Annotated in this window: 22 protein-coding genes; 18 read left to right on the top strand and 4 right to left on the bottom strand. The window is 36.8% G+C overall.

The window, feature by feature from the left end:
* Positions 1 to 10 precede the first annotated feature (10 nt).
* From murQ to J3U71_RS01425, 11 genes are all read left to right on the top strand, one after another.
* On the top strand, positions 11 to 910 hold the full coding sequence (gene murQ, locus J3U71_RS01475) for an N-acetylmuramic acid 6-phosphate etherase (protein ID WP_267392418.1): 900 nt from the start codon (positions 11 to 13) through the stop codon (positions 908 to 910).
* 296 nt (positions 911 to 1206) lie between these two features.
* A complete protein-coding gene (locus tag J3U71_RS01470; RefSeq protein ID WP_220268490.1) occupies positions 1207 to 2184 on the top strand; it encodes a ribose-phosphate diphosphokinase in 978 nt (325 codons plus the stop codon).
* A 164-nt stretch (positions 2185 to 2348) separates the two neighbouring features.
* Positions 2349 to 3950, top strand: coding sequence for an ATP-binding cassette domain-containing protein (locus J3U71_RS01465; protein ID WP_267392416.1), 1602 nt, complete (start codon positions 2349 to 2351; stop codon positions 3948 to 3950).
* The gene (locus J3U71_RS01460; protein ID WP_267392415.1) at positions 3940 to 5535 is read left to right on the top strand and encodes an ATP-binding cassette domain-containing protein; all 1596 of its coding nucleotides are present in this window, start codon (positions 3940 to 3942) and stop codon (positions 5533 to 5535) included. Before J3U71_RS01465 ends, J3U71_RS01460 begins: the two co-directional genes overlap by 11 nt.
* A gap of 214 nt (positions 5536 to 5749) precedes the next feature.
* Entirely contained in the window at positions 5750 to 6778 is a 1029-nt protein-coding gene (locus J3U71_RS01455) for an SIS domain-containing protein (protein WP_267392414.1), read from the top strand.
* Between the two features lie 76 nt (positions 6779 to 6854).
* Positions 6855 to 7919 carry an SIS domain-containing protein gene (locus tag J3U71_RS01450; protein ID WP_267392413.1) on the top strand — a complete coding sequence of 355 codons (1065 nt, stop codon included), beginning with the start codon at positions 6855 to 6857 and terminating at the stop codon, positions 7917 to 7919.
* A 3-nt stretch (positions 7920 to 7922) separates the two neighbouring features.
* Positions 7923 to 8342 (top strand): PTS sugar transporter subunit IIA, encoded by a 420-nt coding sequence (locus J3U71_RS01445; RefSeq protein WP_220268486.1) that lies wholly within the window; start codon positions 7923 to 7925, stop codon positions 8340 to 8342.
* Between the two features lie 25 nt (positions 8343 to 8367).
* Positions 8368 to 8835, top strand: a complete 468-nt coding sequence (locus tag J3U71_RS01440; RefSeq protein WP_220268485.1) for a PTS sugar transporter subunit IIB — start codon at positions 8368 to 8370, stop codon at positions 8833 to 8835.
* 22 nt (positions 8836 to 8857) lie between these two features.
* A complete protein-coding gene (locus J3U71_RS01435; protein WP_220220156.1) occupies positions 8858 to 9661 on the top strand; it encodes a PTS mannose/fructose/sorbose/N-acetylgalactosamine transporter subunit IIC in 804 nt (267 codons plus the stop codon).
* Positions 9651 to 10484, top strand: coding sequence for a PTS system mannose/fructose/sorbose family transporter subunit IID (locus J3U71_RS01430; protein ID WP_220220155.1), 834 nt, complete (start codon positions 9651 to 9653; stop codon positions 10482 to 10484). The genes J3U71_RS01435 and J3U71_RS01430 overlap by 11 nt, the downstream gene beginning before the upstream one ends.
* Before the next feature lie 90 nt (positions 10485 to 10574).
* Entirely contained in the window at positions 10575 to 11741 is a 1167-nt protein-coding gene (locus J3U71_RS01425; protein WP_267392412.1) for an MDR family MFS transporter, read from the top strand.
* A gap of 21 nt (positions 11742 to 11762) precedes the next feature.
* On the opposite strand, the gene J3U71_RS01420 is transcribed toward J3U71_RS01425, so the two are convergent.
* The 3 genes from J3U71_RS01420 to J3U71_RS01410 form a co-directional block, all read right to left on the bottom strand.
* Positions 11763 to 12497, bottom strand: a complete 735-nt coding sequence (locus J3U71_RS01420; protein WP_267392411.1) for a GntR family transcriptional regulator — start codon at positions 12495 to 12497, stop codon at positions 11763 to 11765.
* A complete protein-coding gene (locus J3U71_RS01415; RefSeq protein ID WP_267392410.1) occupies positions 12490 to 13224 on the bottom strand; it encodes a GntR family transcriptional regulator in 735 nt (244 codons plus the stop codon). The genes J3U71_RS01420 and J3U71_RS01415 overlap by 8 nt, the downstream gene beginning before the upstream one ends.
* A 234-nt stretch (positions 13225 to 13458) precedes the next feature.
* Positions 13459 to 14169 carry a GntR family transcriptional regulator gene (locus J3U71_RS01410; RefSeq protein ID WP_267392409.1) on the bottom strand — a complete coding sequence of 237 codons (711 nt, stop codon included), beginning with the start codon at positions 14167 to 14169 and terminating at the stop codon, positions 13459 to 13461.
* A 309-nt stretch (positions 14170 to 14478) separates the two neighbouring features.
* Here J3U71_RS01410 and J3U71_RS01405 point away from each other — a divergent pair, with 309 nt between their 5' ends.
* The 6 genes from J3U71_RS01405 to J3U71_RS01380 are packed head-to-tail and all read left to right on the top strand — an operon-like array spanning position 14479 to position 18712.
* Positions 14479 to 14883 (top strand): PTS sugar transporter subunit IIA, encoded by a 405-nt coding sequence (locus J3U71_RS01405; RefSeq protein WP_220268480.1) that lies wholly within the window; start codon positions 14479 to 14481, stop codon positions 14881 to 14883.
* Positions 14880 to 15368 carry a PTS sugar transporter subunit IIB gene (locus J3U71_RS01400; protein WP_267392407.1) on the top strand — a complete coding sequence of 163 codons (489 nt, stop codon included), beginning with the start codon at positions 14880 to 14882 and terminating at the stop codon, positions 15366 to 15368. The genes J3U71_RS01405 and J3U71_RS01400 overlap by 4 nt, the downstream gene beginning before the upstream one ends.
* Positions 15369 to 15388: 20 nt before the next feature.
* The gene (locus J3U71_RS01395; RefSeq protein ID WP_220220148.1) at positions 15389 to 16135 is read left to right on the top strand and encodes a PTS mannose/fructose/sorbose/N-acetylgalactosamine transporter subunit IIC; all 747 of its coding nucleotides are present in this window, start codon (positions 15389 to 15391) and stop codon (positions 16133 to 16135) included.
* Positions 16135 to 16965 (top strand): PTS system mannose/fructose/sorbose family transporter subunit IID, encoded by an 831-nt coding sequence (locus J3U71_RS01390; RefSeq protein WP_220220147.1) that lies wholly within the window; start codon positions 16135 to 16137, stop codon positions 16963 to 16965. Before J3U71_RS01395 ends, J3U71_RS01390 begins: the two co-directional genes overlap by 1 nt.
* Before the next feature lie 14 nt (positions 16966 to 16979).
* Positions 16980 to 17612 (top strand): hypothetical protein, encoded by a 633-nt coding sequence (locus J3U71_RS01385; protein ID WP_267392405.1) that lies wholly within the window; start codon positions 16980 to 16982, stop codon positions 17610 to 17612.
* A gap of 2 nt (positions 17613 to 17614) precedes the next feature.
* Complete coding sequence (locus J3U71_RS01380; protein ID WP_267392403.1) at positions 17615 to 18712, top strand: SIS domain-containing protein; 1098 nt, start codon at positions 17615 to 17617, stop codon at positions 18710 to 18712.
* Positions 18713 to 18759: 47 nt separating this feature from the next.
* Here the strand turns inward: J3U71_RS01380 and J3U71_RS01375 are convergent, their stop codons facing one another.
* Entirely contained in the window at positions 18760 to 20127 is a 1368-nt protein-coding gene (locus J3U71_RS01375; protein WP_267392402.1) for an HD domain-containing protein, read from the bottom strand.
* 198 nt (positions 20128 to 20325) lie between these two features.
* On the opposite strand from J3U71_RS01375, the gene J3U71_RS01370 reads away from it, so the two are divergent.
* A complete protein-coding gene (locus J3U71_RS01370) occupies positions 20326 to 21162 on the top strand; it encodes a helix-turn-helix domain-containing protein (RefSeq protein ID WP_267392401.1) in 837 nt (278 codons plus the stop codon).
* The last annotated feature ends 608 nt before the right edge of the window (positions 21163 to 21770 follow it).

Below are 21770 nucleotides of genomic sequence, written 5' to 3'. Positions count from 1 at the left end.
AGAAGAATTAATGAACATTAAAGATTTAATTACGGAAGAACGCAATCCCGACACGATGAACATTGATTCGATGTCAACGCTTGAGATGGTTCGTACAATCAATCATGAAGATCAAAAAGTTGCTACAGCTGTTGGCCAGCAGGATCAACAAATTGCGCGAGCAATTGACGCCGCAGCTAAAAGGTATAAGCAAGGCGGCCGCCTAATTTATATTGGTGCGGGCACCAGTGGCCGGCTGGGAGTACTTGATGCAGCTGAGCTAGTCCCGACCTATGGCATTAAGCCAGAGCGGGCAGTTGGCTTAATTGCAGGCGGCAAGAAGGCAATGCTACAGGCGGTTGAGGGAGCAGAAGATGATCTTGAGCTCGGTCAGCAAGATTTGCGCCGACTTCATTTATCTGCAAAAGACACGGTGATAGGCTTAGCGGCGAGTGGCCGAACGCCTTATGTAGTTGGCAGCCTTGATTTTGCTAACGAGGTTGGTGCGTTAACGATTGCAATAGCTTGTGTTCCGAATGCCGTAATCAGCTCACATGCAGAAATTGGTATTGAAGCCGTTGTTGGTCCAGAAGTTATCACGGGCTCGACACGAATGAAGGCTGGTACCGCACAAAAAATGATTTTAAATATGATTTCCACCGGTGTGATGATTAAGCAGGGGAAGGTTTACCAAAACGTCATGATTGGCGTTCAGCCGACTAATGCCAAGCTAATTGACCGTGCATGCCGCATTATTAGCACAACAACCGGTGTTTCCACTAGTGAAGCAATGACGGCTTTACATAATAGTGCAAATGATGTTTCTGTAGCAATTATTATGATTGAAACTGGTAGGTCAAAGGCAGATGCTAGGGATTTGCTGGCAAAAGCACACGGTAATGTTGCTGCAGTTTTGCATGCGAATAAATAATGAATTAAACCTTGGCCGCATTAATAATGCTTTTTCTAGTTTAATTAGTGCAATTTATGTCATGCTTTCATGAAGTGTTCGGGCTAGGTGATAAAGCTATAAAGCAGCTAAGTTGTAAAGCTTTTAGTTTAAAAAGCTATGCTAAACTAGAAAAAAATGCCTTTTTTCCTGAATAATTAGCCCTAAGGGCTTGAATGTCACTGGTTAAAGTTGAATAATAAATATGGTTATTAACTTTTTTTCGGCAACTTTTGGTAAAATAATAAGTTGTAGACAAATATTATACGGAGGAAATTATGTCTTATAAAGACAATATGATGTTGTTTGCCCTTAATTCGAATGTACCGTTAGCGCAAAAGATTGCTGAACGCGTTGGTATTCCACTAAGTGAATCCAGTGTGCAGCGCTTTAGCGATGGCGAGATTCAAATTAATATTGACGAGTCAGTCAGAGGCAAAGACGTGTATTTGATTCAGTCAACCAGTGTTCCAGTCAATGACAATTTGATGGAATTGTTAATCATGATTGATGCCGTCCGCCGTGCAAGTGCACAGACGATTAATATTGTGATTCCCTATTACGGCTATGCTCGCCAAGACCGTAAAACACGTCCCCGTGAACCAATTACCGCTAAGCTAGTAGCAGATATGTTACAAGAAGCTGGCGCAACTAGAGTATTGTCACTTGACTTGCATGCACCACAAATTCAAGGTTTCTTCGATATTCCTGTGGATAATTTGATGGGTGCACCATTACTGGCAGATTATTTCTTAAGTAATCACTTGGAAAAAGATGCTGTAGTTGTATCGCCCGATCATGGCGGCGTTACCCGTGCTAGAAAGTTAGCAGAATTTTTGGGTACATCAATTGCGATTGTTGATAAACGTCGCCCACGTGCTAATGTCGCTGAAGTTATGAATATTATTGGCGATGTTAAAGGCAAAAGAGCAATTATTATCGATGATATGATTGATACTGCCGGAACAATTACTTTAGCAGCACAAGCATTAATTGATGCGGGTGCGACTGAAGTTTATGCCAGTGCCACTCACGCTGTATTGTCTGGCCCGGCAATTAAGAGACTGAATGATTCTCCGATTAAAAATTTGGTGTTAACAGACTCAATTAACCAACCTGCCGAGAAAAAGTTGGATAAGACTTTACTTGTTTCTGTCGGTCCACTTATTGGGGATGCGATTAAGTGTATTCAAAAAAATGAACCGCTTAGTCCATTGTTCAATACCAGATACCAGGAAAATAAGCCAAATATATAAATTAATATATAACACGCAGAAAAAGACTTACTTGCAAAAGTTGGTCTTTTTTTGTGTGAAAAATTTGGCCACTTAATAGGCTTATTTGACCGCTCACCCGTTCTTTATTTACATGATAAAAAGCTTAAGTTTAAATAAGTGCATGGAAAATAAAGGAGAAAGCCATGTCAATAAAAGAATTGTTTAAGTCGAATATTCCCCGTGGGATGCTTATCATGCTTGCTTATGTTTTGTATGCCATTGCAGAAACCCTCAATAATTATTTAATCAAATTTGCAACCGATAATTTAACCAAAAAAGCTTGGACTAATGCGGTCATGTGGCTCGTAATTATTGCTATTATGGGACTATTTACCTTTTTTCTATTGCCTCTAGGAACATATCTTTTTAATCAGCAAATTCAAAATTATCTTCATCAAATTCGAACGCACATGATGAAGCATTATTACGGCCAAAAATCGGTCAATGTAGCTGAAATGGCGAACCAACTAGGCAATAATTTAAAGATTTTAACCGATAACTATGCTAAACCATGGATTGACATTTGGAGCACGATTCTAAGAGTTATATTAGCCATTACCGCCATCTTGACAATGCACTGGTCAATTGTAATTGCCACGATTTTAATTACGATCATTGTTCTGCTATTACCTAAGATTCTGGAGAAAAGATTGGCCGGAGCTTCCGCGATTGTAGCTAAAACGAATTCAACATTTTTGAATACGATTAGCAATTGGTTTTCTGGTTTGGGTGAACTTCGCCGCTACCAGTCCAAAAAGACCTTGAAGCAAGCAGTTAAGCAAAAAAGTCAGGCTTTGGCCGATGCGAATATCACCCAGGGAAAAATTAGTGGTGAAGCTCAAATTATTAATGGTATTGGCAATTCAATTGGTCAAGTTGGTATTTGTTTCTGGTGTTCTATTTTATATTTTTCGCAGCAGATTACAATCGGAGATTGGCTAACAAGTCTTGGCTTTGTTTCAATAATTTTTAATGGACTTTGGCAAGTTATAACTGCGATTACTAAAATAAAATCGACTGCAGAATTGCGTAAACAAGTTGCCACACTAGTTCAACCAGTCAAAATAACTAATAAGCGAGTTATTGTTGATGCTGTCCAAAGCCATAATTTGGTTGTTACGCACGCAAATGGTGAAAAACTAACTTATCCTGATTTTGAAATTAAACCAGGAGAAAAAGTTTTGTTAACGGGTGACTCGGGAACGGGCAAGTCTACTTTATTTAAAGTTTTATTGAACCAAATTAAGCCAAGTGCAGGCTCAGTTATGTTCAAAGCGACTAATCAGCAGTTAATTAAACCGCAAAATGCCCAAGTTGGGTATATCGCTCAGGATGCTAGTCTTTTTCCCACAACCATTGCGAATAATATTACGATGTTTAATCAGCAACTTAACGGTAAACTAAAACAAGTTTTACAAAAAGTGCAGCTGGCCCCAGATTTAACTAAGTTTCCGGCTCGAGCTAACACCGTTATTGACTTAGATCAACCTAATTTGTCTGGCGGGCAAAGACAGAAAGTGGTGTTAGCACGCGCAGAAATTCACGAGACCAAATTCTTGCTGCTAGATGAAGCTACTAGTGCAATAGATCGTCAGGGTACAAAACAAATTATTAGTGAATTACTCAAGACAAACGCAACGATTTTAATGATTGCACATAACTTTAGCCCCGAATTAATTGCACAGTTTGACAGACAAATTCATTTAACTACCAACAGTAAGGAGGCTAATAACAATGACAATTAGAGCATTTTTTAGAATAAATCCGGTAAGATTTATTGGGATAATGATTAACGTTGTCTTCATATTTGCCTCCATGATTTTTGATACTCAACTATTAATTATTGAAACGACAGCATTAAAAAATAATGATCCCCGAACCTGCTTTAGCATTATTGCAATCGAATTTGGTTTAGCTTTGTTTAACTACCTAGTTCAGGGCCTAAATTCCTATTTAATTATCAAGCAAGAGCAACAGTACAATGTTGCTTTACGTGAACAAATTACTGACCATTATTACTTAGATGGTCAAGATCATCCGGTAGCGCAAGTACAAAATCGCTTGACTAATGATTTAGTGCAAAATAACGAAAATTATCTGGAAGCTTTTATTGGCTTTGTTTCTGGTCTAGTCACACTAGTGCTTGTTTTTATCTTATTAATTACAATTCATTGGAGCTTACTAATAACAATTATTGCAATGACGCTTGTTTCGCTGTTGGTACCGAAACTAATTGCTAAACCGTTACAAAAAGCAACAATGCAGATTTCGACTAGCAACCAGCAATATCTTGATTGTTTGAATAAGTGGCTTAACGGATTAGACGAAATTAGACGTTATTTAGCAGGTGAAAAATTATTTCAGGTGACGGCTAAAGCGGCCAAAAAATTAGAAGATGCCAATGTGAAGCAAACTGGTTTCACGCAATGCCTATCAAGTATCAATAGTCTAATTGAAGTGATCTTTTCTTTGATGTTGTTTCTTCTTGCCGGTTTCTTATTTTTAAATGGGAAAGTAGCTTTTGGTGTAATTGTGGCAGCGTCTAACTGTGAGTACTACATGAACTTTGCGATTAGCAAGATGGTTGATGCGTATGGGCAAATAAAGGGCGCACAGAAATTGAATACTGAGATTGCGGCAACTTGTCGCCTTCTGCCACAACCGGAGCTAGGAAATGCTACACCAGCTGCATTTAGTACCCACAATCTCAGCTTACAGTTTCATAACGGTGAAAATCTGTTCTTTCCAGATATTGCTATTCAGCCGGGTGAGAAAATCTTATTTACCGGTGATTCCGGTTCCGGTAAGACGACATTATTCAAGTTGATTTTAAAGCAGATTAAGCCAAATACGGGTGAAATAGTGTTTAAAGATCAAAATGGCAAAATAATTAACCCTGATATGAGTCAAATCGGTTACATTCCACAAGATCCCGTGCTTTTTCCCGTCAGCATTGCTGATAACATGACAATGTTTAATAAAAAGCTACAAGTCCGGCTACCAAGTTTAGTGGCAAAAGTACACTTGGACAGCGATATTGCCAAATCTGATCAGGGATTGAATGAACGAATTGATTTGAATAAGCTAAATATTTCCGGTGGACAAAGACAGAAAATTGTACTGGTTCGTGCTTTAGTCCATCAGAGTAAAATTATCCTGATTGATGAGGGCACAAGTGCAATTGACCAAAAAGCGACAATGGCAATTTTGCGTGAAGTGACCAATACATCGTCAACGGTGTTGTTTATTGCCCACAATTTCAATTCCCAGATGAAACAGTTATTCGACCGTGAGATCCACCTTACAAAGTCGAGTAAACAAGTAAACTAAATCAAAATAGTGACCACCTTTTATCTTTATGCAAAAGGTGGTCTTTTTATTAGTTAAAGTCTATTTACACCAAGTAAATCTCACAGAATCTAAAAAAGTGTAAGCGATTTAAAAAAAGCTGTTGAATTAATCAGAACAACTGGTATACTTAAAATTGAAATAGGGATTCAAAAGAGTCCAATTTTGAAATTTAATTTAATTTTGGGAGGTCAAAATGGAAACTGAAAAAGTAGAATTAATCGATTTTAATCAAGATGGATACCTTGCCGATGACGATTTTGTCTATTCAAAGCGGCCTGAAATTGAGGCGCTGGCGGACAAGTTATCGACTGAAGGTTATAAAAATATTTACTTAATGGGCATTGGTGGAACTGAGTTCGAATTGTACCAGTTTGCTTATGCAGCTAACAGAATGTCTGCTTTACCGGTTAAGTGCATTAACGCTGCCGACTTGAATAGTGTGCATCCACGCGACTTAACCCAAGACTCAATTGTAATAACGGCAAGCGATAGCGGAAACACGCCCGAAATTATTGAAGCTGCTAAATGGTTGATTAAAGCTAATATTCGCTTAATTGCATTTACGAAAAAAAGCGGTGAGCTTGGTGGGCTAGCACCAAATGTTATTGAAGTTAATGGCTCTACCGGGTCAGGGCAAAATTATTACATGGCAGAAGCAATGTTAATTTATCGCTTACTATACAAGCACGGTGATTTCGCAGGATACCCTAAATTTGCTGATCAACTAAAAGGCGTATTCAAGGATTTATTGGCAATTCGTAAAAAGTTTGAACCTAAAGCCGATAAGATTGCTCAAAAATGTTACCAGGCACCGTACACGATTTTTACAGGTTCTGGCGCACTTTGGGGAGAAACCGAATTATTTGCTGAATGTCTTCTTGAAGAAATGCAATGGATTAGGACTCGTCCAATTACTAGTGCCAAGTTTTTCCACGGAACACTTGAACTGGTCGAAAAAGGTGTACCGGTCTTTATCGTTGAAGGTGAAGATGAATTTAGAAAGCAAGATGTTCGGGTGCAACGTTTTTGTGAAAAGATTGGCGCAGAACATTATGTGATTGACACGAAGGAATACAGTCTGAGTGTTGATGACGAATTTCGTCCATTAGTAATTCCATGGATTGTAAATTCACTATTAACTGATCGGTTAACCAATCATTATCAGGTTTACACAAAGCACAATAAAAACTACAGAAGATATTATCGTCAATTCGAGTACTAATTTTACTGGTGATTGGCAGAGGGCGGGATACAGTGTATCCCGTTTACTTTATTAAGCTAGATTAGGAGTATTAGTCATGGAAATGCTTGATTATGTGAAAGTAACACCAGCTAAATTAAAAGAGAATATAGCTGATAAGAACAGTTTAGTTTCCCCATTAGTCAATCTTTTTTTTAAGCAGAAAAATGGAAGCGTTACCATAGTTGCATCGGGGTCATCTTTTAACGCGGTAATGATGTCTAAACCTTACTTAAAAATGCGGTTAGCTCGTTCAGTTGAGGTCGTTACGCCAGAACTGTTTGAATTAACCAGAACTAGTAAAAACATGAATAATTTTACCTTCTTTGTTTCTCAAAGTGGGGCTTCAACTAATATTTTGCATGCAATGAAGTTCGTTAATGAGCGAAATGGTCGAACCATTGCTTTAACAGGAAATACACACAGTGAGGTGGCACAAAAGGCTGACATCGCGATTGATTATGGTGTTGGTAAGGAAACTGTGGGGTACGTCACAGTGGGGCTTTCTACCTTGGTGATGTATCTGGTCTTATTTGCAAATGAAGTTGCGCAAAGAGAACAAAGGCCGATTGACAGCGATGATGACCTGTTACAGCTGCCCGAAATTATGACTGAAACAATCAATACTGCTCTTGAATTTGTTAACGATCATTTTATGGAATTAGCACAAATGGGCCCAACTTTTATTTGTGGTAATAATATGAATCTTGGTGTTGCTCGCGAAGCAGCTTTAAAGTTTCAAGAAACACTAAAAATACCGACATTACATTACGAGATTGAAGAGTTTATGCATGGACCCGATATTCAATTAAGTCCGCAATATAGCATTTTTCTAATTGATAATCCGCAGGCAAGTCCTAGAATTGCTGCCATTTATACCAGTTTGGCTGCTGTCACTGCACGGCATTACCTTATTACATATAATTCGGACAAAGTTCAGCCTAATGTAATTAATATCAAGCTACCTGCAATTAATAGTTTGTGCTCATTGGCAACAATTCCATTTTTCCAAATAATAGTGGCCAGCATGATGCCTGCTTTAAAGCGAGAAGATGCGCATCCACTGGCGACTAAATTTATGAATATGATTCCAACCAAAAACTATGACAATCAGGGGAGGTAGAGAATGGTTCAGGTAATAATTTGCACACATGAACAAATGGCAATTGGCGTCAAAAAGACGGCCGAGTTCATTATGGGACCACAAGAAAACCTGCATGCGATTGCAGCTTATACTAAAGAGCAAGTTGATTATGAACATGAAATTGCTACCTTTTTACAAAAACATCCTATTGAGCCGGTCGTAGTACTGACTGACATTGTCGGAGGTAGTGTCAACACGGCTTTGGCAAAGATGATCCCAACCCATAAAAATTTACAGTTAATTGCTGGTGTCAATTTACCAATGGTAGTCCAACTTTTACTTTCAAATGAACAAGACTTAGAAGCAACGATTGCAAAGGCAATTCGGGAAGCAAAAAACGGTATTCAGGATATTAATCAAACAATTAAGACTGAGACGGAAACAATTAGCGATGACTTTTAGTTAGCAGTTAAAGGAGATGTTTTGAATGATTAAAATGATACGGGTTGATTACCGGCTTTTACATGGACAAGTAGCGGTTTCATGGACCGGTACACTTGGTGCAGATGCTCTGTTATTGGTCAGCGATACTTTAAAGCACGATAAATTACGGTTGCAGATGCTTGCTTTGGCAAAACCGAGCGGCGTTAAGGTTGTAGTCAAGGATACACAGGGAGCAATAGATGTCATTAAAAGTGGCAAGACTGATAATTACACTTTGTTTGTTATCTGTGAGACGGTTGAAATTGCGGCAAAATTAGCACGCACCTTCAACATTAAGCAGGTTAACTTAGGCAATATTTCATTTGCAAAGGGAAAAGAAAAAATAAGTAATAGTATTTACATCAATAACGATGAAAGACAAACAATTGAGGAACTAATTGATGCAGGGGTTGATGTCTTTATTCAGATGGTACCGACTGAAAATAGGATTGAAGCAAAGAATGTAATTTAGAGCGACAAAGGAGATGTTCTAGATGATTTTAAAAACATTTTTGATTTTTCTTGTAGCCTTAATTGGCTACAGTGATGCTTTTACTGGTACTAGCTTGATTCAGCGTCCATTGGTCATGGGGATGCTGACCGGACTAGTCTTAGGAGATTTGAAAGATGGAATTATTATGGGTGGTGCCATGGAATTAGCAATGGTTGGCTCGGTTTCAATTGGAGCTTACATTCCACCTGATATGGTTTCCGGAACAATTCTAGGCACGGCATTAGCTATCCAAGCCCACGCAAATTCTGCGGCCGCTTTAACGTTAGGAATTCCAATCGCCACAATCGTTTTAGCTTTAGAAACAGCTATTGGTCAACCGTTAAAACTAATCTTTGTTCACCGGATTGATAAAAATGCTCAAGATGCAAATACACGAGCAATCGCACGCAACATGATTATCGGGGGTTATGTTGGCAAGTTACCTGGTTTAATTATTGTTCCGACAGCTTTTTATTTTGGTCAAAGTGCGGTAACAACCCTATTAAGCAACATGCCAAAATTTATTACAACTGGGATGACAATTGCTTCGGGCCTATTACCAGCTTTGGGATTTGCCATGCTAGCCCAGATGATTATGAATAAAAAAGTTGCTGTGTTCTTTTTCATCGGTTTCTTTATGGTTGCTTACGGTAATCTTTCAACTACGGGAGTGGCTTTGTTTGCAGCATTAATCATTATTGTTATGTATATCTTTATTGAAAAAAGAAATGGCAATTCTACGAAGGTAGCAACTAGTTCAACAACTTCAAGTGAAGAACAAGGAGATGGGTTCGATGAGTTTTAAAATTCAGCCTCAATATAAAGGCAAAATAACTAAAAAGGATTTACAAAAGGTTTTTTGGCGCAGCATTCCTACCGAACATTTATGGAATTATGAACGAATGATGAATGTTGGTTACACTTATGCGATGATCCCAATTTTAAAAAAGCTTTATCCGAAAAAAGAAGATTTATCCGCAGCTTTGACTCGTAATTTGGAAGTTTATAATGTTACTCCTTATATCATTACTTTACCCGAAGGAATTGCAACGGCAATGGAAGAATTGAATGCAAGTGACCCAAATTTTGACACGGAATCAATTTCGGCGGTCAAACTGGCCATGATGGGACCACTATCTGGTGTCGGGGATGCCTTTTTCTGGGGCACTTTACGTATACTTGCCACAGGTGTAGGTACTTCCTTAGCGCTGCAAGGCAATATTTTAGGCCCAATTCTATTTTTGTTAATTTTTGATGTCCCGCACTTTATTATTCGTTATATTATGACCTTTTTGGGCTACGGCTTGGGTTCTAACGTGATTGATAAGCTAAAGCAATCAGGCATTATGGATAAGGTAATGGAATATGCTTCAATCATGGGGATCATGGTTGTTGGTGGCATGACGATGAGTATGTCTAAAGTTAATTTTGTGACAAAAATTGGTTCAGGTAAGGGCGCACAAACAATTCAAAATTTACTTGACGGAATAGCCCCAGGACTAGCAACCCTTGCGCTTTTTGGCATCATGTATTGGATGTTAAAAAAGAAAATGAATCCGTTGTTAATTATGCTGATTGTCCTCATTGTCAGCATTGCTGGCGCCTACTTTAATGTTCTAGGAGTATAGCCAGGTCAATTTATTAAATTAACGAAAAGAAATGAGTGCCGTAACTACTCATTTCTTTTTCTTTCGGTTAGCGAATTAAAGAGGTGAAAAATGACTAATCAAAAACAAACTGTCTCACTTAAATGGCTTCTGGTAGGTGTTTTGATTACGAACACAGCAATGAGCTTTATTTGGCCGTTAAATACGATTTATCTTCACGAAACTTTACACAAAAGCTTAGTTATTGCTTCGCTGGTTCTCTTTTTTAACCAATTTGCCACAATGCTCGGAAGTTTAATCGGGGGAAAATTATTTGATCAGTGGCAGCCGTATTACGCTATTTTACTCGGTATTGGCTTAAATATTTTTGCACTTGGTGGACTGATTTTCCTGCATACTTGGCCGTTTTATGCCATCTTGCTCATCCTTTCTGGCTTTGCCAATGGCATTTCTGTAACTTGTGAGAATTCATTGGCAACACGGGTAAAAAATAGGCGATCAAGCTATGTTTTTAACTTGCTGTATTTTGCAGCTAATTTTGGCCTTGTATTTGGTACCCTAACGGTTGGTTACATTTTACCGTTAGGAATTGGTTATGTTTTTGCGCTTGCAACTAGCATTCAAATATTATTTTTACTTGTAGCTTATAAAAAATATAATGTTGCCCGCTCTGTTACTGAGAATAAGCGTAATTTTACAGCGCACAAGGGGAAAATGACATCGCAAATTTTGGGAGTCTTGTTTTTGACACTAGTTTGTTGGCTAGTGTATGAACAATGGCAGAGCAACTTATCAGCTTATATGGTTGAACTTGGCTTTCCAGTGAAAAAATATAGTTTATTATGGACACTCAATGCGGTCTTGATTGTTGTTTTTCAGCCCTTAGTCACTTTTTTTGATGATTGGTTGCTTAAACATCTTCGTGGCAGGCTTAATTTAGGGGCGTTACTGCTAGTAAATTCCTTTGTCATTTTATTATTACCGTTTAAACACCATTATTGGCTTTATTTATTATCTATGTGCTTGCTAACACTTGGAGAAATCCTTCTATTTCCTGGCGTAGCCAGCTTCGTTGACCTTGCCGCACCGACTAATCTAACTGGGTATTATCAGGGCAAAGTACAGGTCTTTAGCGCACTTGGAAAAGCAATCGGGCCCGTTTTTGGTGCATTAATCATTGATAATTCTAACTATGAAGTACTTTTTCTAGTTTGTGGAGTTATGGTGCTTGGGGCAGAACTAGTATTTTCATTGCCATTACTAAAAAAGACGACTTGATTAAGACGTCTTTTTCATAATTTATTTGAAATTTAAATGGTATTGAATAATGCCCTTATTGGCTTTTACATAACTTTCGGTATACTCGATTATTTGCTGGTTCTGATCGGCACTAGAGTAGCAAGACTTGATAACATATGAATCTTCTGCAACATTTAATAGTTTTGCTTCTTCAGGCATCAAAGTTTCAATTTGCTGGTAAACTTGGTAATTCTCCAAGTTATGACCTTTACTTTCCATGTAGTCGTACAAGCCGACATTATTAAAATCAATTTCATAAAAATCGGTAAATAAAGCTCCAGGAACAAACGAGTTTTCAAGGGCAAAGGGCTTGCCACAGTGCAACTTGAGCCGCTGTACGCCGAACACAGGCTCATCGTTTGCTAGACACAGCTTTTGCCGTAAAAAAGCAGAGTCAATGCTAGTAAAAAATTTGATTTGCTTATTTGCAATACTGATTCCGCTTGAAGAAAGTGAATTTGTTAATGAACGTGAATTTTGAAAGGAAATGTTAAAGCGTTGGTCGATACCAGAAACTACAAAAGTGCCTTTGCCCAATTTACGTGTTAATAAACCTTGTTCAACGAGAGAATTGATGGCGTGTTTAGTGGTAGTTCGACTAATCTTATAATGCTCGGCCAGTTCTCGTTCGCTCGGAATTTTTTGTCCGGGAAGGTATTCTTGTGTTTGAATTTTTTCGTAAAGAATGTGTTCAATTTGCTCATATAGCGGTGTCTTATAAGCTAACTTATTCATTAAATGTACCAAGCTTTCTGCTAATAATTTCTGACGGCATGATGCTAACGGCGTGATTGGCATCACTGAACTGTTCTAAAAATAAACATGTTTGATTATTTTTGTCCTTAAAAATTGTGCTTGTAGTTAATAGCGCACTGTGATTAGGCACATGCAGGAAGCTTGCTGTGTTATCATCAGCAAAGCTAAGGTTCATAGTTACTTCGGCATCAATTGCTAATTGCAGCTGCTTTTTAATTAAAGCCATAATCTGTTCTTCATTAATAGTAGAAGAAATTTTCGCCGGAATAAAAACGCGACAAAGTGTGTAATTGTTGGAATCTGTTTCTAATATCTGCAGCGACACTAATAAGAAGACTGTCCCTAAAATTACTTTTAACTTTTCGGATAATTCTTTGTCTGTATCAATTAATTTGGTGGAAAGAATATTAATGGTTTGAGCCTCATTGAGCATCGAAAGAGCGGCAAACTTATCAGAAAAATAATTAATAAAGTTTAATAATGGTTCTTTTTTGGGTTGATTGATGAAGTAGCCAACAGCTTGTTTAGATTTAATCAATCCTTCTTTTTCTAATCTTTGCAACGCTGTTCTCGCTGTTCCGCGAGAAATGGCATATTCTTTGGCAATACTGCGTTCTGACAGCTTTTGTCCACTGCTGATTAGTCCCTGGTCGATTTTATATTGAATATCTTTTGCTACTAACTCTTCTTTTCTGATAGCTGACAAAATGGCAACTCCTTAAGATAAATCTGATTTTATCTTGATGAAAAACATGAAATGTTCAAATTTTACTAAACACAAGTTTACCAAATATCCTCTAGAAGCTCTAGCGTAAACCTTGATAAATAAGTAACTGTCAATATAAATAGTAAAAATATTTTTATCCATTTTTTTCAATTATAGTAAAAATACTCAGTTTTCCTTTTAAGGTAAGGCTGAGTATTTTAGTAATTAATTTTATTATTGTGCTTCATTGAAACGATAAGTATAAAAATCGGGATTGTAATAAGAAACAAACACACCTAGGGGGACACGTTGATTACTGGCAGTGATTGTATCTGCATTAGCAAGCGTCATTAATAAAAAATCGACGTCTAAATTTAAGGCCTTCTGTTGCTCTTTAGTTGCTCTTACTGCCTTAATTTCAACAAAGTTCTGAATAACTGGTAACTTTAGCTTCTTTAAATAGGAATAAAGTGAGGTTGTTAGAAGGTTGAAGTCAATATTAGTGATTAAATCCGCATTCAAGTAGTCTTCCGTAATTGCAATCGGCTTATCATCACCAGTGCGCAGTCTTACTGTATGGTGAAATTTATTAATTGGCGTTTCAAATTCAGTTGCCGAAGGAACTTTGCTACTGGGTAATAAATTGTATGAAATAAGCGTGGATCCTGGAGTCATTCGTTGCTGTTTAATGATGTCGCTAAAACTGATGTTATCAGTTAATAGGCGTAAAACACTTTTTTCTTTGACAAAAGTGCCGCGACCAGCAATACGCGTAACATAGCCTTGTTTCTCTAAGTCCTTCATGGCCTTATTAACGGTCATTCGACTATAGCCATATTTTGCACTGATTGTAATTTCTGGCGGCAACTTATCTCCGGCTTTAAGTAAGCCCTTATTGATTTTTTCAATAAAAAAATCTTCTACTTTTTGATATTTAGCTTTCACTTGTTTGTCCTTAATTAATGGTTTGGAATTTAGTTTTTGCAATAAACGTTACTTTAATTATAAATAATGGAATGACATTTAAGCAAAAAAGTTTTATTGCTATTTGATAAAATGTATATACCAATAAACATAAAAATTATTACATTAATAATTAATACTGGCTAAAATGCATGATAAAAGGAACTTATGTCAATAAATGCAAAAAATACCCTTGCATAAATGTATATACAGTAGTATATTTAAGCTAGTTTTAATGTTGGCGCTAACATTTTACTTAAAAAATCGAACTTACTGAAAGGAAGGTAATCAATGAGCCAATTTATCATAGCTACCCATAGTTATTTAGCAAACGGGTATCAGAGTTCACTCAAGTTCTTTGATAGCTCAGTTAATAATGTGCAATTTATTAATGCTTACGTTGATGAGCAAACTAATTTTACTGATGAATTAAGTCAAATGTTAGATCAGATGCCAAATGAGCAAGTAGTAATTTTAACTGATATGCCTGGAGGAAGCGTAAATCGCGAAGCAGTTAATTTAATTAAGAAATATCACTGCCAAGTAATTAGCGGAATTAATTTGGCCTTAGTACTAGAACTTGTGTTAAATGCTGACCAAACATTGTCAGATGAAACGATTCGTTTAGCTGTTAGTCAGGCTCAAAAGCAACTCGTATACGTAAATGATTTGTTGAAGGAGGATGATTTGGAATGATTACACTATTACGTGCAGATGATCGATTAGTTCATGGCTTAGTTGCCGTATCTTGGACTAATCAATTGCAGCCAGATATTCTACTAGTCGCTAATGATCATGCAGCTAGTGACACAATGACTAAAATGACGATGAAATTAGCTAAGCCAGCTGGAGTAACGTTAGGAATTAAAGACCTAAAATCAGCCGCTCAAATTCTAAATAATCCTAAGTATGCCAATAAAAAGATTTTCGTAGTCACGATTAATGTTGAAGATGCTCTGAAATTGAAAAAAGAAGTCCCTGGGATTGCAAAAGTAAATGTTGGCACTGCTGGTATTCACGAAAAAAACGGAGTAGCTGTCTTACCACAGGTAAAAATGACCCAAGAAGAATTTGCTTGTGCCAAGGAATTGCAAGAGCAAGGCGTTGAAGTGTTTGCTCAGGTAACACCAACAGCAGAAAAGCTGAATTTTGCGGGAATCGAAAAGGCTTTTACTAAATAAAGTCTGAAAGGAGGTAAACAATGTTACAGGCATTTTTAGTTGCACTGATTGGTGCCGGCGTTTACATGGAAAGCCGTATTGGCGGCCAGCATATGCTTGATCGACCGATTATTATTGGACCACTTGTGGGCTTGGTGATGGGAGACTTTACCACTGGACTAATATTAGGTGGACAACTAGAGCTAGTCTGGATGGGGTTAGTTGGTATTGGTACCACTACGCCACCCGATGTTGTGGTTGGTTCGGCCCTAGCAACTGCTTTGGCAATTAAAACCGGCACTAATTGGCAAACGACATTAACTTTAGCCATACCAATTGCCCTGATTGCACAGATGATTGCAATCGCAATTGGCAGTTTTAACGCTATTTTTACTCACTATGCTGATCGGCAGGTGGCAAGAAAAAACTGGAAAGGAATTGCAATTGGTCAGTGGTCTGGCACGGCAATGCTGTTTTTGGCTAAATTTATTCCGATAATTGTGGGCTATTTAGTAGGCGCGCCAGTAATTAAATTGATCGTTAAAGCAATCCCTAAAGTTATTCAAGATGGATTGACCCAATCAGGTAATTTATTGCCGGCTTTAGGAATAGCAATGTTAATGCAGTTAACATATGACAAAAAGTATGCACCATTTTTGTTTTTAGGTTTTGGTCTTGTTGCTTTCTTGAAAGTTCCGATGATTGGAGTAGCAGTTTTTGGCCTAATTATTGCCTATGTTTATTATGAGTTTAAGCCTGCTGCAAATGATGAGGAGGACTTATTGTAATGACTGATTCTAAAGCGACACAAACAGAGAAAAAGTTAACTAAAAAGGATTTACGCCGTGTTATGTGGCGTCATTATCAACTCTTAGGATCCTTTAATTATGAACGTCAAATGTCATTGGGGTATGCGTGGGCCATGACTCCTGTCATTAAAAGGTTGTATGGGGATAACGACCAGGAAATGCAGAAGGGGTTTCAGCGACATTTAGAATTTTTCAATTGCTCAACTTCGACTTCACCCTTAATTTTAGGAATCAGTTGTGCAATGGAAGAGCAAAATGCTAATTCGGAAAAATTTGATGCCAATTCAATTAATTCGGTAAAGACTGCCTTGATGGGTCCACTCGCCGGAATTGGCGATTCTATGTTTTGGGGAACATTGCGTGTTATTGGAGTAGGAGTTGGTGCCCCTTTGGCTGTCAAAGGCAGCATTCTAGGACCTATTCTTTATTTCCTAATTAATGTAATTCCGAGTGAACTTTTGCGTTGGTTTGGTTTTAAATTGGCTTATCAGGGCGGCAATAAGTTTCTAGCTGAAGCAAGTGAAAATGGCACTCTACAAAAATTAACTGAGGCGGCTAAGATATTAGGCTTGGTTGTTGTAGGAGCAATGATTGCCTCGATGGTTATTATTAAAGTACCGTTAGTAATGAAATTAGGTGGGACCAAGGTTGGTTTGCAACAGACCCTTGATTCCTTGATGCCCGATTTGTTGCCATTGCTATTAACTTTTGGCTGCTATGGCTTGTTACAAAAGAAAGTCAACGGAACCGTCATTTTGATTGGGCTAATTATCCTAGGAATTGTAGCTGTTGCGCTAGGGTTGCTTTAAGACAGGTAAATTGAATGAAAACAGTATGGATTGTGCTTTTGCTAGTTGCGGCTTTATCGTTTAGCTGGGTGGCAGAATCAGGTTTAAGAAAAAGACTATTGTCTGAATTGCTACGTCTGCAAAAGGCAGGTAGACAAAAACAATATTTTCAGCTTTTAAATGGCCCAATTTCATTAATTTGCTTACCGGTCAAGACACGCAGACTATTAAGCCTAGATTATTATTTAGCATATGGTAATGAAGATAAGATTAAGCAAATGGTTAATCTGCTAATTGCTAAATATAAAAAGTTGGATTCGGAACAGGCCGTATTAATTCGCTTAATGCGTTGTTACATTTTCTTTTTGGATAAAAAAAGTAGTAAAGAGGCAGATAAACTGGCAAATTACTTGCTTAAAAATTGTCACCTAAAAGAAGTTCAAGATGAGGTAAATGAATTATATCAAGTATATTTGGCACCCAATAAAAAACTGTTAGATCAACTAAAACAACAATTATCCGTAGCAAGTGAGCCACAACAACAACTAATTATTTATCAAAGGTTGGCTAAAGCTACTGAAATACTCGGATTGAGAAAACAAGAACAGACATACGTAATGCAGATGCGTAAACTCGCGCATCAAACAATAAAAATGGAGGAGTTTTAAACATGACAAAATTATCAATGATGGGACATATTGAAGACACTGCACGAGTTTTGCAACGAGCAATTGCCGAAAGGGATGAATATGGTCAAGAGCTGATTGCTTTTTGGCTAAAAAAGGATTTTAAGAAAGTTATTTTTACGGGATCAGGTACCTCTTACAATGCCATGAGAGTAATCCGCAATATGTTTGTTAAGCTTTTACATGTTGAAGGCGTTGCAGTAGAACCAACCGTTTTTACTTATTCGGAGAACATTAACCCTAGCAGTAATTTTAGAAATGATCAGATTCTAGTGGTTGGCTTATCACAACATGGGGATAGTATTTCTACTTGTGATGCACTGCGACATGCACAGCAGAGCGGATATGCTACGTTAGGTATTACTGAGCAACTGGGATCAGCCATTACGAAAATTGCTGATCATTATGTTCATTTGGTTTGTGAAGAAGAACAGGTTGGGCCAGAAACACGTGGTTATACTGAAACTTTGCTGCAGTTCTATTTGTTAGCTGTTGAAATTGCTTATCAATCAGAGCAAATTGGTAAAGCTAAGTATGATAATTTAATTGAGCAAGCTCAGCAGCTAGTCAATGATTTTCCAATCGTAGTTAAGGAAAGCCTTGAGTGGTATGAAAAGCAACAAGCGGAGTTAGTTGACATGCAAAAGGCCTCTATTGCTGGCTATGGCGTTAATTTGCCGACAGCTTTAGAAGCTAGGCTAAAATTTTTTGAAACATTTGGACGTCCAACGACGGCTTATGAACAAGAAGAGCAGCTTCATGGACCGCTGCGTGCTTATAATCAAGACAATTATATTTTCTTGATTGGTGGCAATCTTGGGCCTGAGTTTGAACGGTTGCAAGAGATAAGTGCTTATTATCGTCGTGCCTATACTAAGCATGTTTTCGTGATTTCTGGAGAGCAATTTAAGGCAACCGAAAAAGATTTGAAATTGAGTGTAAAGACTTCTGAACTGCTTTCACCAATTTTCTATATCGTGCCTTTTCAAATTCTGGCGGCTAAGTTATCTGAGAAAGTTGGAATTGATACCAGTGTTAGTCCGGTAACTGATACTTCCATTTCTGGGCACATGAATGTTTAAATAAAATAATCTATCAAAAAAATGAGTTCTATTCGGAACTCATTTTTTTATTTTTTACTATTTTTTGGTTTTCTCAAATAGCGCAACTTGCCGTTTTTAACGTAGCGCTGAAATTGCTGGTAAAGTGGATCAAAAATCTGTGGTTCCGCACTGTTTGACATCATAATTTTAGGGAAGAAAAAACGTTCATCTCCTTGCAGTGTGCCATTAAGTGCACGAGCCAATGGACTTAATTGTGACAACTCGATTAGCTGTCCGTCGCTTTGCATAATTTCAATTTGGCTGTTGGCGTTTTTACCACTCGGCTTATACGCATCATAAGGCTCATCAAAGGCAGAATTAGTGTCGGTATAATAAAGTGGATCAAATCCTGCTTGCTTGATCAAATCCTTCAGTTTAGGAAGCAAGTTTTTGGTTTCTTCATCAATGCAGACGCTTTCCAGAGGCTTTCTGAATAAGTAGCTACTTGCTAAGTCAGCTAAGATTGGGTCGCTAGCCTGGGTCCATTCTAAAAAGTTACTTTCCATAACGCCATCGTCTAGTTTAAGATAATCTTCGAGGGTCCAATTTCCGGCTAAAAAGTTGGCTAGATTAGGCGTCACCCGCAACGCTCCTTGTTGGTAAACCATTTTGGCTCGTTCCAGCAGATGTTGCAGAATTACTTCCATTGATCTGCCAACGCGATGAAAGTAGACTTGCTGATACATCTGATAACGCGAGACAATATAGTCTTCAACTGCGTGCATTCCAGCCATTGTGAAGCAAATTCCTCCACTGTATGGTCTGATTTCTTGCAAAATTCGTGAAAGATCAAATTCGCCGTAAGTGACACCGGTGAAATAGGCGTCACGCTTTAAATAATCCATCCGATCAGCATCGGCTTGGCTGGAGATCATTTTAACGACTTGTGGGTTAGGGTAAGTTTTGGCAATAACACTAGCAACCAAATCGGGAAAATTAGGTGCTACTTTGCGCAATACCTGATTGATTTCAGTACTAGAGTCAGTGATAATCTTTTGCCCAATCTTTTCGTGGTCTGTGCCAAAAAGATGCTCAAAAGTATGGGAATATGGTCCATGACCGATGTCATGCAATAATCCCGCGCACTCGACTAATAAGCGGTTATTGTCATCCCATAGTCCGTCGCCGGGAACTCGTGAAGGATACTTGGTAGCAAAGATGTTGCAAATTTTGCGGGTTAATTCATAGACTCCTAGATTATGCTCGAAACGTGTATGAGTAGCACCGGGAAAAACGTAGGCTAATGGTCCCAATTGTTTAATCCGTCTCATTCGTTGAAACTCTTTAGTTTTTAAAATATCTAGGATTATTTGATCCTCGATATGAATGTAATCATGAACGGGATCGCGTAAGACGACTTCCTTAACTAATTTTTTGCTTTGAAATTTAGGCATATAAATTCCTCAAAAATTTAATTTCAGTTGATATTGAAAAAATCTACTACTTACCTTGATTATAGCAAACTTAAAGGATTACAGTTAGTTTTTGATAATTAAAAAAAACAAAACTATTAGAAAAAAATAATAATTTTGAATAATTTAAGCTAAATGTCCATAATTAACTATATAAAACAGAGAAAGGAAATTGCTGAGATGAGATATATCGGGAGAAAGTTAAAACAATTGCGTTATGATCTTGGACTGACTCAAACAGAGATGGCTGCAGGAGTAATTTCGGTTTCTTTTTACTCAAAAGTTGAGCGTGGGCTTCACGATATTGGCGCAGAGGAACTAATTAAAATTTTACAAAAACATAATGTTAGTCTTGAAGATTTTTTTTCTGATGTAAAAAAAGAAAATTGGAATAAAAAGAAAATAAATATTTTATTAAGTAGATTTGTTAAAGCAGCGAATGAAGATAATGATTCAGAAATTAATATCATTATTAATGAATTAGAAAAAATTGAACCTAATACTCCGTTTATTAAGTCTGAAATATTACTGACCAAATTAATTGCTAATACTCATGATGCAGATGCACTTAAAAAACTAACTGAAAAGGAAAAAAATGAAATAAAGAAAATTATTTTCCAAAAAGATACTGATGAAAATGAAAATCTAAGATTAGCTATTATTGCAAATACAATACGTGTTTATAGTTTTGAGGAAGCTTCTTTTATAGTTAGTAGCATCATAAGAAGGTATAAAGATATTGATAGGCTTGGTGAAAAATTGTTGATGGAAATAAGCGCATTAATGATAAATTATGTAAATTGGTGTTTTGAAAATAGAAAAGCAAATTTTTGTACGGATGCTTTAAAATATTTAAAAAAATTACCTATCACAGTAGAACTTGCTTTTTCCAAAATACTTGTTGAATATTATGAGTGTTTAATGAACAATAAAATTAGTGATGCAAAGTTGATTCGTAAACTTTTAAACAAGGCAGGCTACAATACTTTTGTTAAAAAGTTAGTAAAAAGTAGCTAGAGCTATTTGTGATTTATAACACATTATAAAAACTATCAGCTATTAAGCAAACAATGTTAACCCTATATTTTATTTAATCTCAAATAAATTAGACCTTGTTTGGTATACTATTTTCTTACAAATATGCTAAGCAAAACTTTATGACGGAATATAAATCAATTCAAGCCAAATATCCAAAAGTATAATATGTTACATTTTTTATACTAGCAATATAATAAGAAAACAGCATTTGATATTCCGATTTATCTTATAGTTTCTAAAATATTTATTATTACCTTTTAGATTTCTAAAAGTTTATTATCAAATACGAAAAAAAAGTAACAGAATAACTAATTAGTAATAATATAGATTTGTTGAAATTTAAGATTTAGTATATGAGAAGAATTCAGTTTGAAGCATAATTACATTTACAAATAATAAGTAAAATAGCTTTATAAGTTGAATTTTTACTCATAATAGAATGGAAAGGAGCATAGTTATGGATTTGTTAAGAGATTTAATTGTTGTAATCTTATAATCTGAATTTTATTCAATTATTTTTTATTTGAATATATAAAGAGCTTAATTATATAATATCTTTTTACTCTAAATCTGACAAAAATGTTAAT

The organism is Lactobacillus sp. B4015, from assembly GCF_026536055.1.
In the GTDB taxonomy this organism is placed as follows: domain Bacteria; phylum Bacillota; class Bacilli; order Lactobacillales; family Lactobacillaceae; genus Lactobacillus; species Lactobacillus panisapium.
Note: the sequence above shows the minus strand (reverse complement) of the source record. Positions and strands in the feature narration are given on the sequence as shown.

Excerpts from the sequence above, each read along its gene's own strand:
- murQ (WP_267392418.1), top strand. The coding sequence starts at position 11 with ATGAACATTAAAGATTTAATTACGGAAGAACGCAATCCCGACACGATG.
- J3U71_RS01470 (WP_220268490.1), top strand. The coding sequence starts at position 1,207 with ATGTCTTATAAAGACAATATGATGTTGTTTGCCCTTAATTCGAATGTA.
- J3U71_RS01465 (WP_267392416.1), top strand. The coding sequence starts at position 2,349 with ATGTCAATAAAAGAATTGTTTAAGTCGAATATTCCCCGTGGGATGCTT.
- J3U71_RS01460 (WP_267392415.1), top strand. The coding sequence starts at position 3,940 with ATGACAATTAGAGCATTTTTTAGAATAAATCCGGTAAGATTTATTGGG.
- J3U71_RS01455 (WP_267392414.1), top strand. The coding sequence starts at position 5,750 with ATGGAAACTGAAAAAGTAGAATTAATCGATTTTAATCAAGATGGATAC.
- J3U71_RS01450 (WP_267392413.1), top strand. The coding sequence starts at position 6,855 with ATGGAAATGCTTGATTATGTGAAAGTAACACCAGCTAAATTAAAAGAG.
- J3U71_RS01445 (WP_220268486.1), top strand. The coding sequence starts at position 7,923 with ATGGTTCAGGTAATAATTTGCACACATGAACAAATGGCAATTGGCGTC.
- J3U71_RS01440 (WP_220268485.1), top strand. The coding sequence starts at position 8,368 with ATGATTAAAATGATACGGGTTGATTACCGGCTTTTACATGGACAAGTA.
- J3U71_RS01435 (WP_220220156.1), top strand. The coding sequence starts at position 8,858 with ATGATTTTAAAAACATTTTTGATTTTTCTTGTAGCCTTAATTGGCTAC.
- J3U71_RS01430 (WP_220220155.1), top strand. The coding sequence starts at position 9,651 with ATGAGTTTTAAAATTCAGCCTCAATATAAAGGCAAAATAACTAAAAAG.
- J3U71_RS01425 (WP_267392412.1), top strand. The coding sequence starts at position 10,575 with ATGACTAATCAAAAACAAACTGTCTCACTTAAATGGCTTCTGGTAGGT.
- J3U71_RS01420 (WP_267392411.1), bottom strand. The coding sequence starts at position 12,497 with ATGAATAAGTTAGCTTATAAGACACCGCTATATGAGCAAATTGAACAC.
- J3U71_RS01405 (WP_220268480.1), top strand. The coding sequence starts at position 14,479 with ATGAGCCAATTTATCATAGCTACCCATAGTTATTTAGCAAACGGGTAT.
- J3U71_RS01400 (WP_267392407.1), top strand. The coding sequence starts at position 14,880 with ATGATTACACTATTACGTGCAGATGATCGATTAGTTCATGGCTTAGTT.
- J3U71_RS01395 (WP_220220148.1), top strand. The coding sequence starts at position 15,389 with ATGTTACAGGCATTTTTAGTTGCACTGATTGGTGCCGGCGTTTACATG.
- J3U71_RS01390 (WP_220220147.1), top strand. The coding sequence starts at position 16,135 with ATGACTGATTCTAAAGCGACACAAACAGAGAAAAAGTTAACTAAAAAG.
- J3U71_RS01385 (WP_267392405.1), top strand. The coding sequence starts at position 16,980 with ATGAAAACAGTATGGATTGTGCTTTTGCTAGTTGCGGCTTTATCGTTT.
- J3U71_RS01380 (WP_267392403.1), top strand. The coding sequence starts at position 17,615 with ATGACAAAATTATCAATGATGGGACATATTGAAGACACTGCACGAGTT.
- J3U71_RS01375 (WP_267392402.1), bottom strand. The coding sequence starts at position 20,127 with ATGCCTAAATTTCAAAGCAAAAAATTAGTTAAGGAAGTCGTCTTACGC.
- J3U71_RS01370 (WP_267392401.1), top strand. The coding sequence starts at position 20,326 with ATGAGATATATCGGGAGAAAGTTAAAACAATTGCGTTATGATCTTGGA.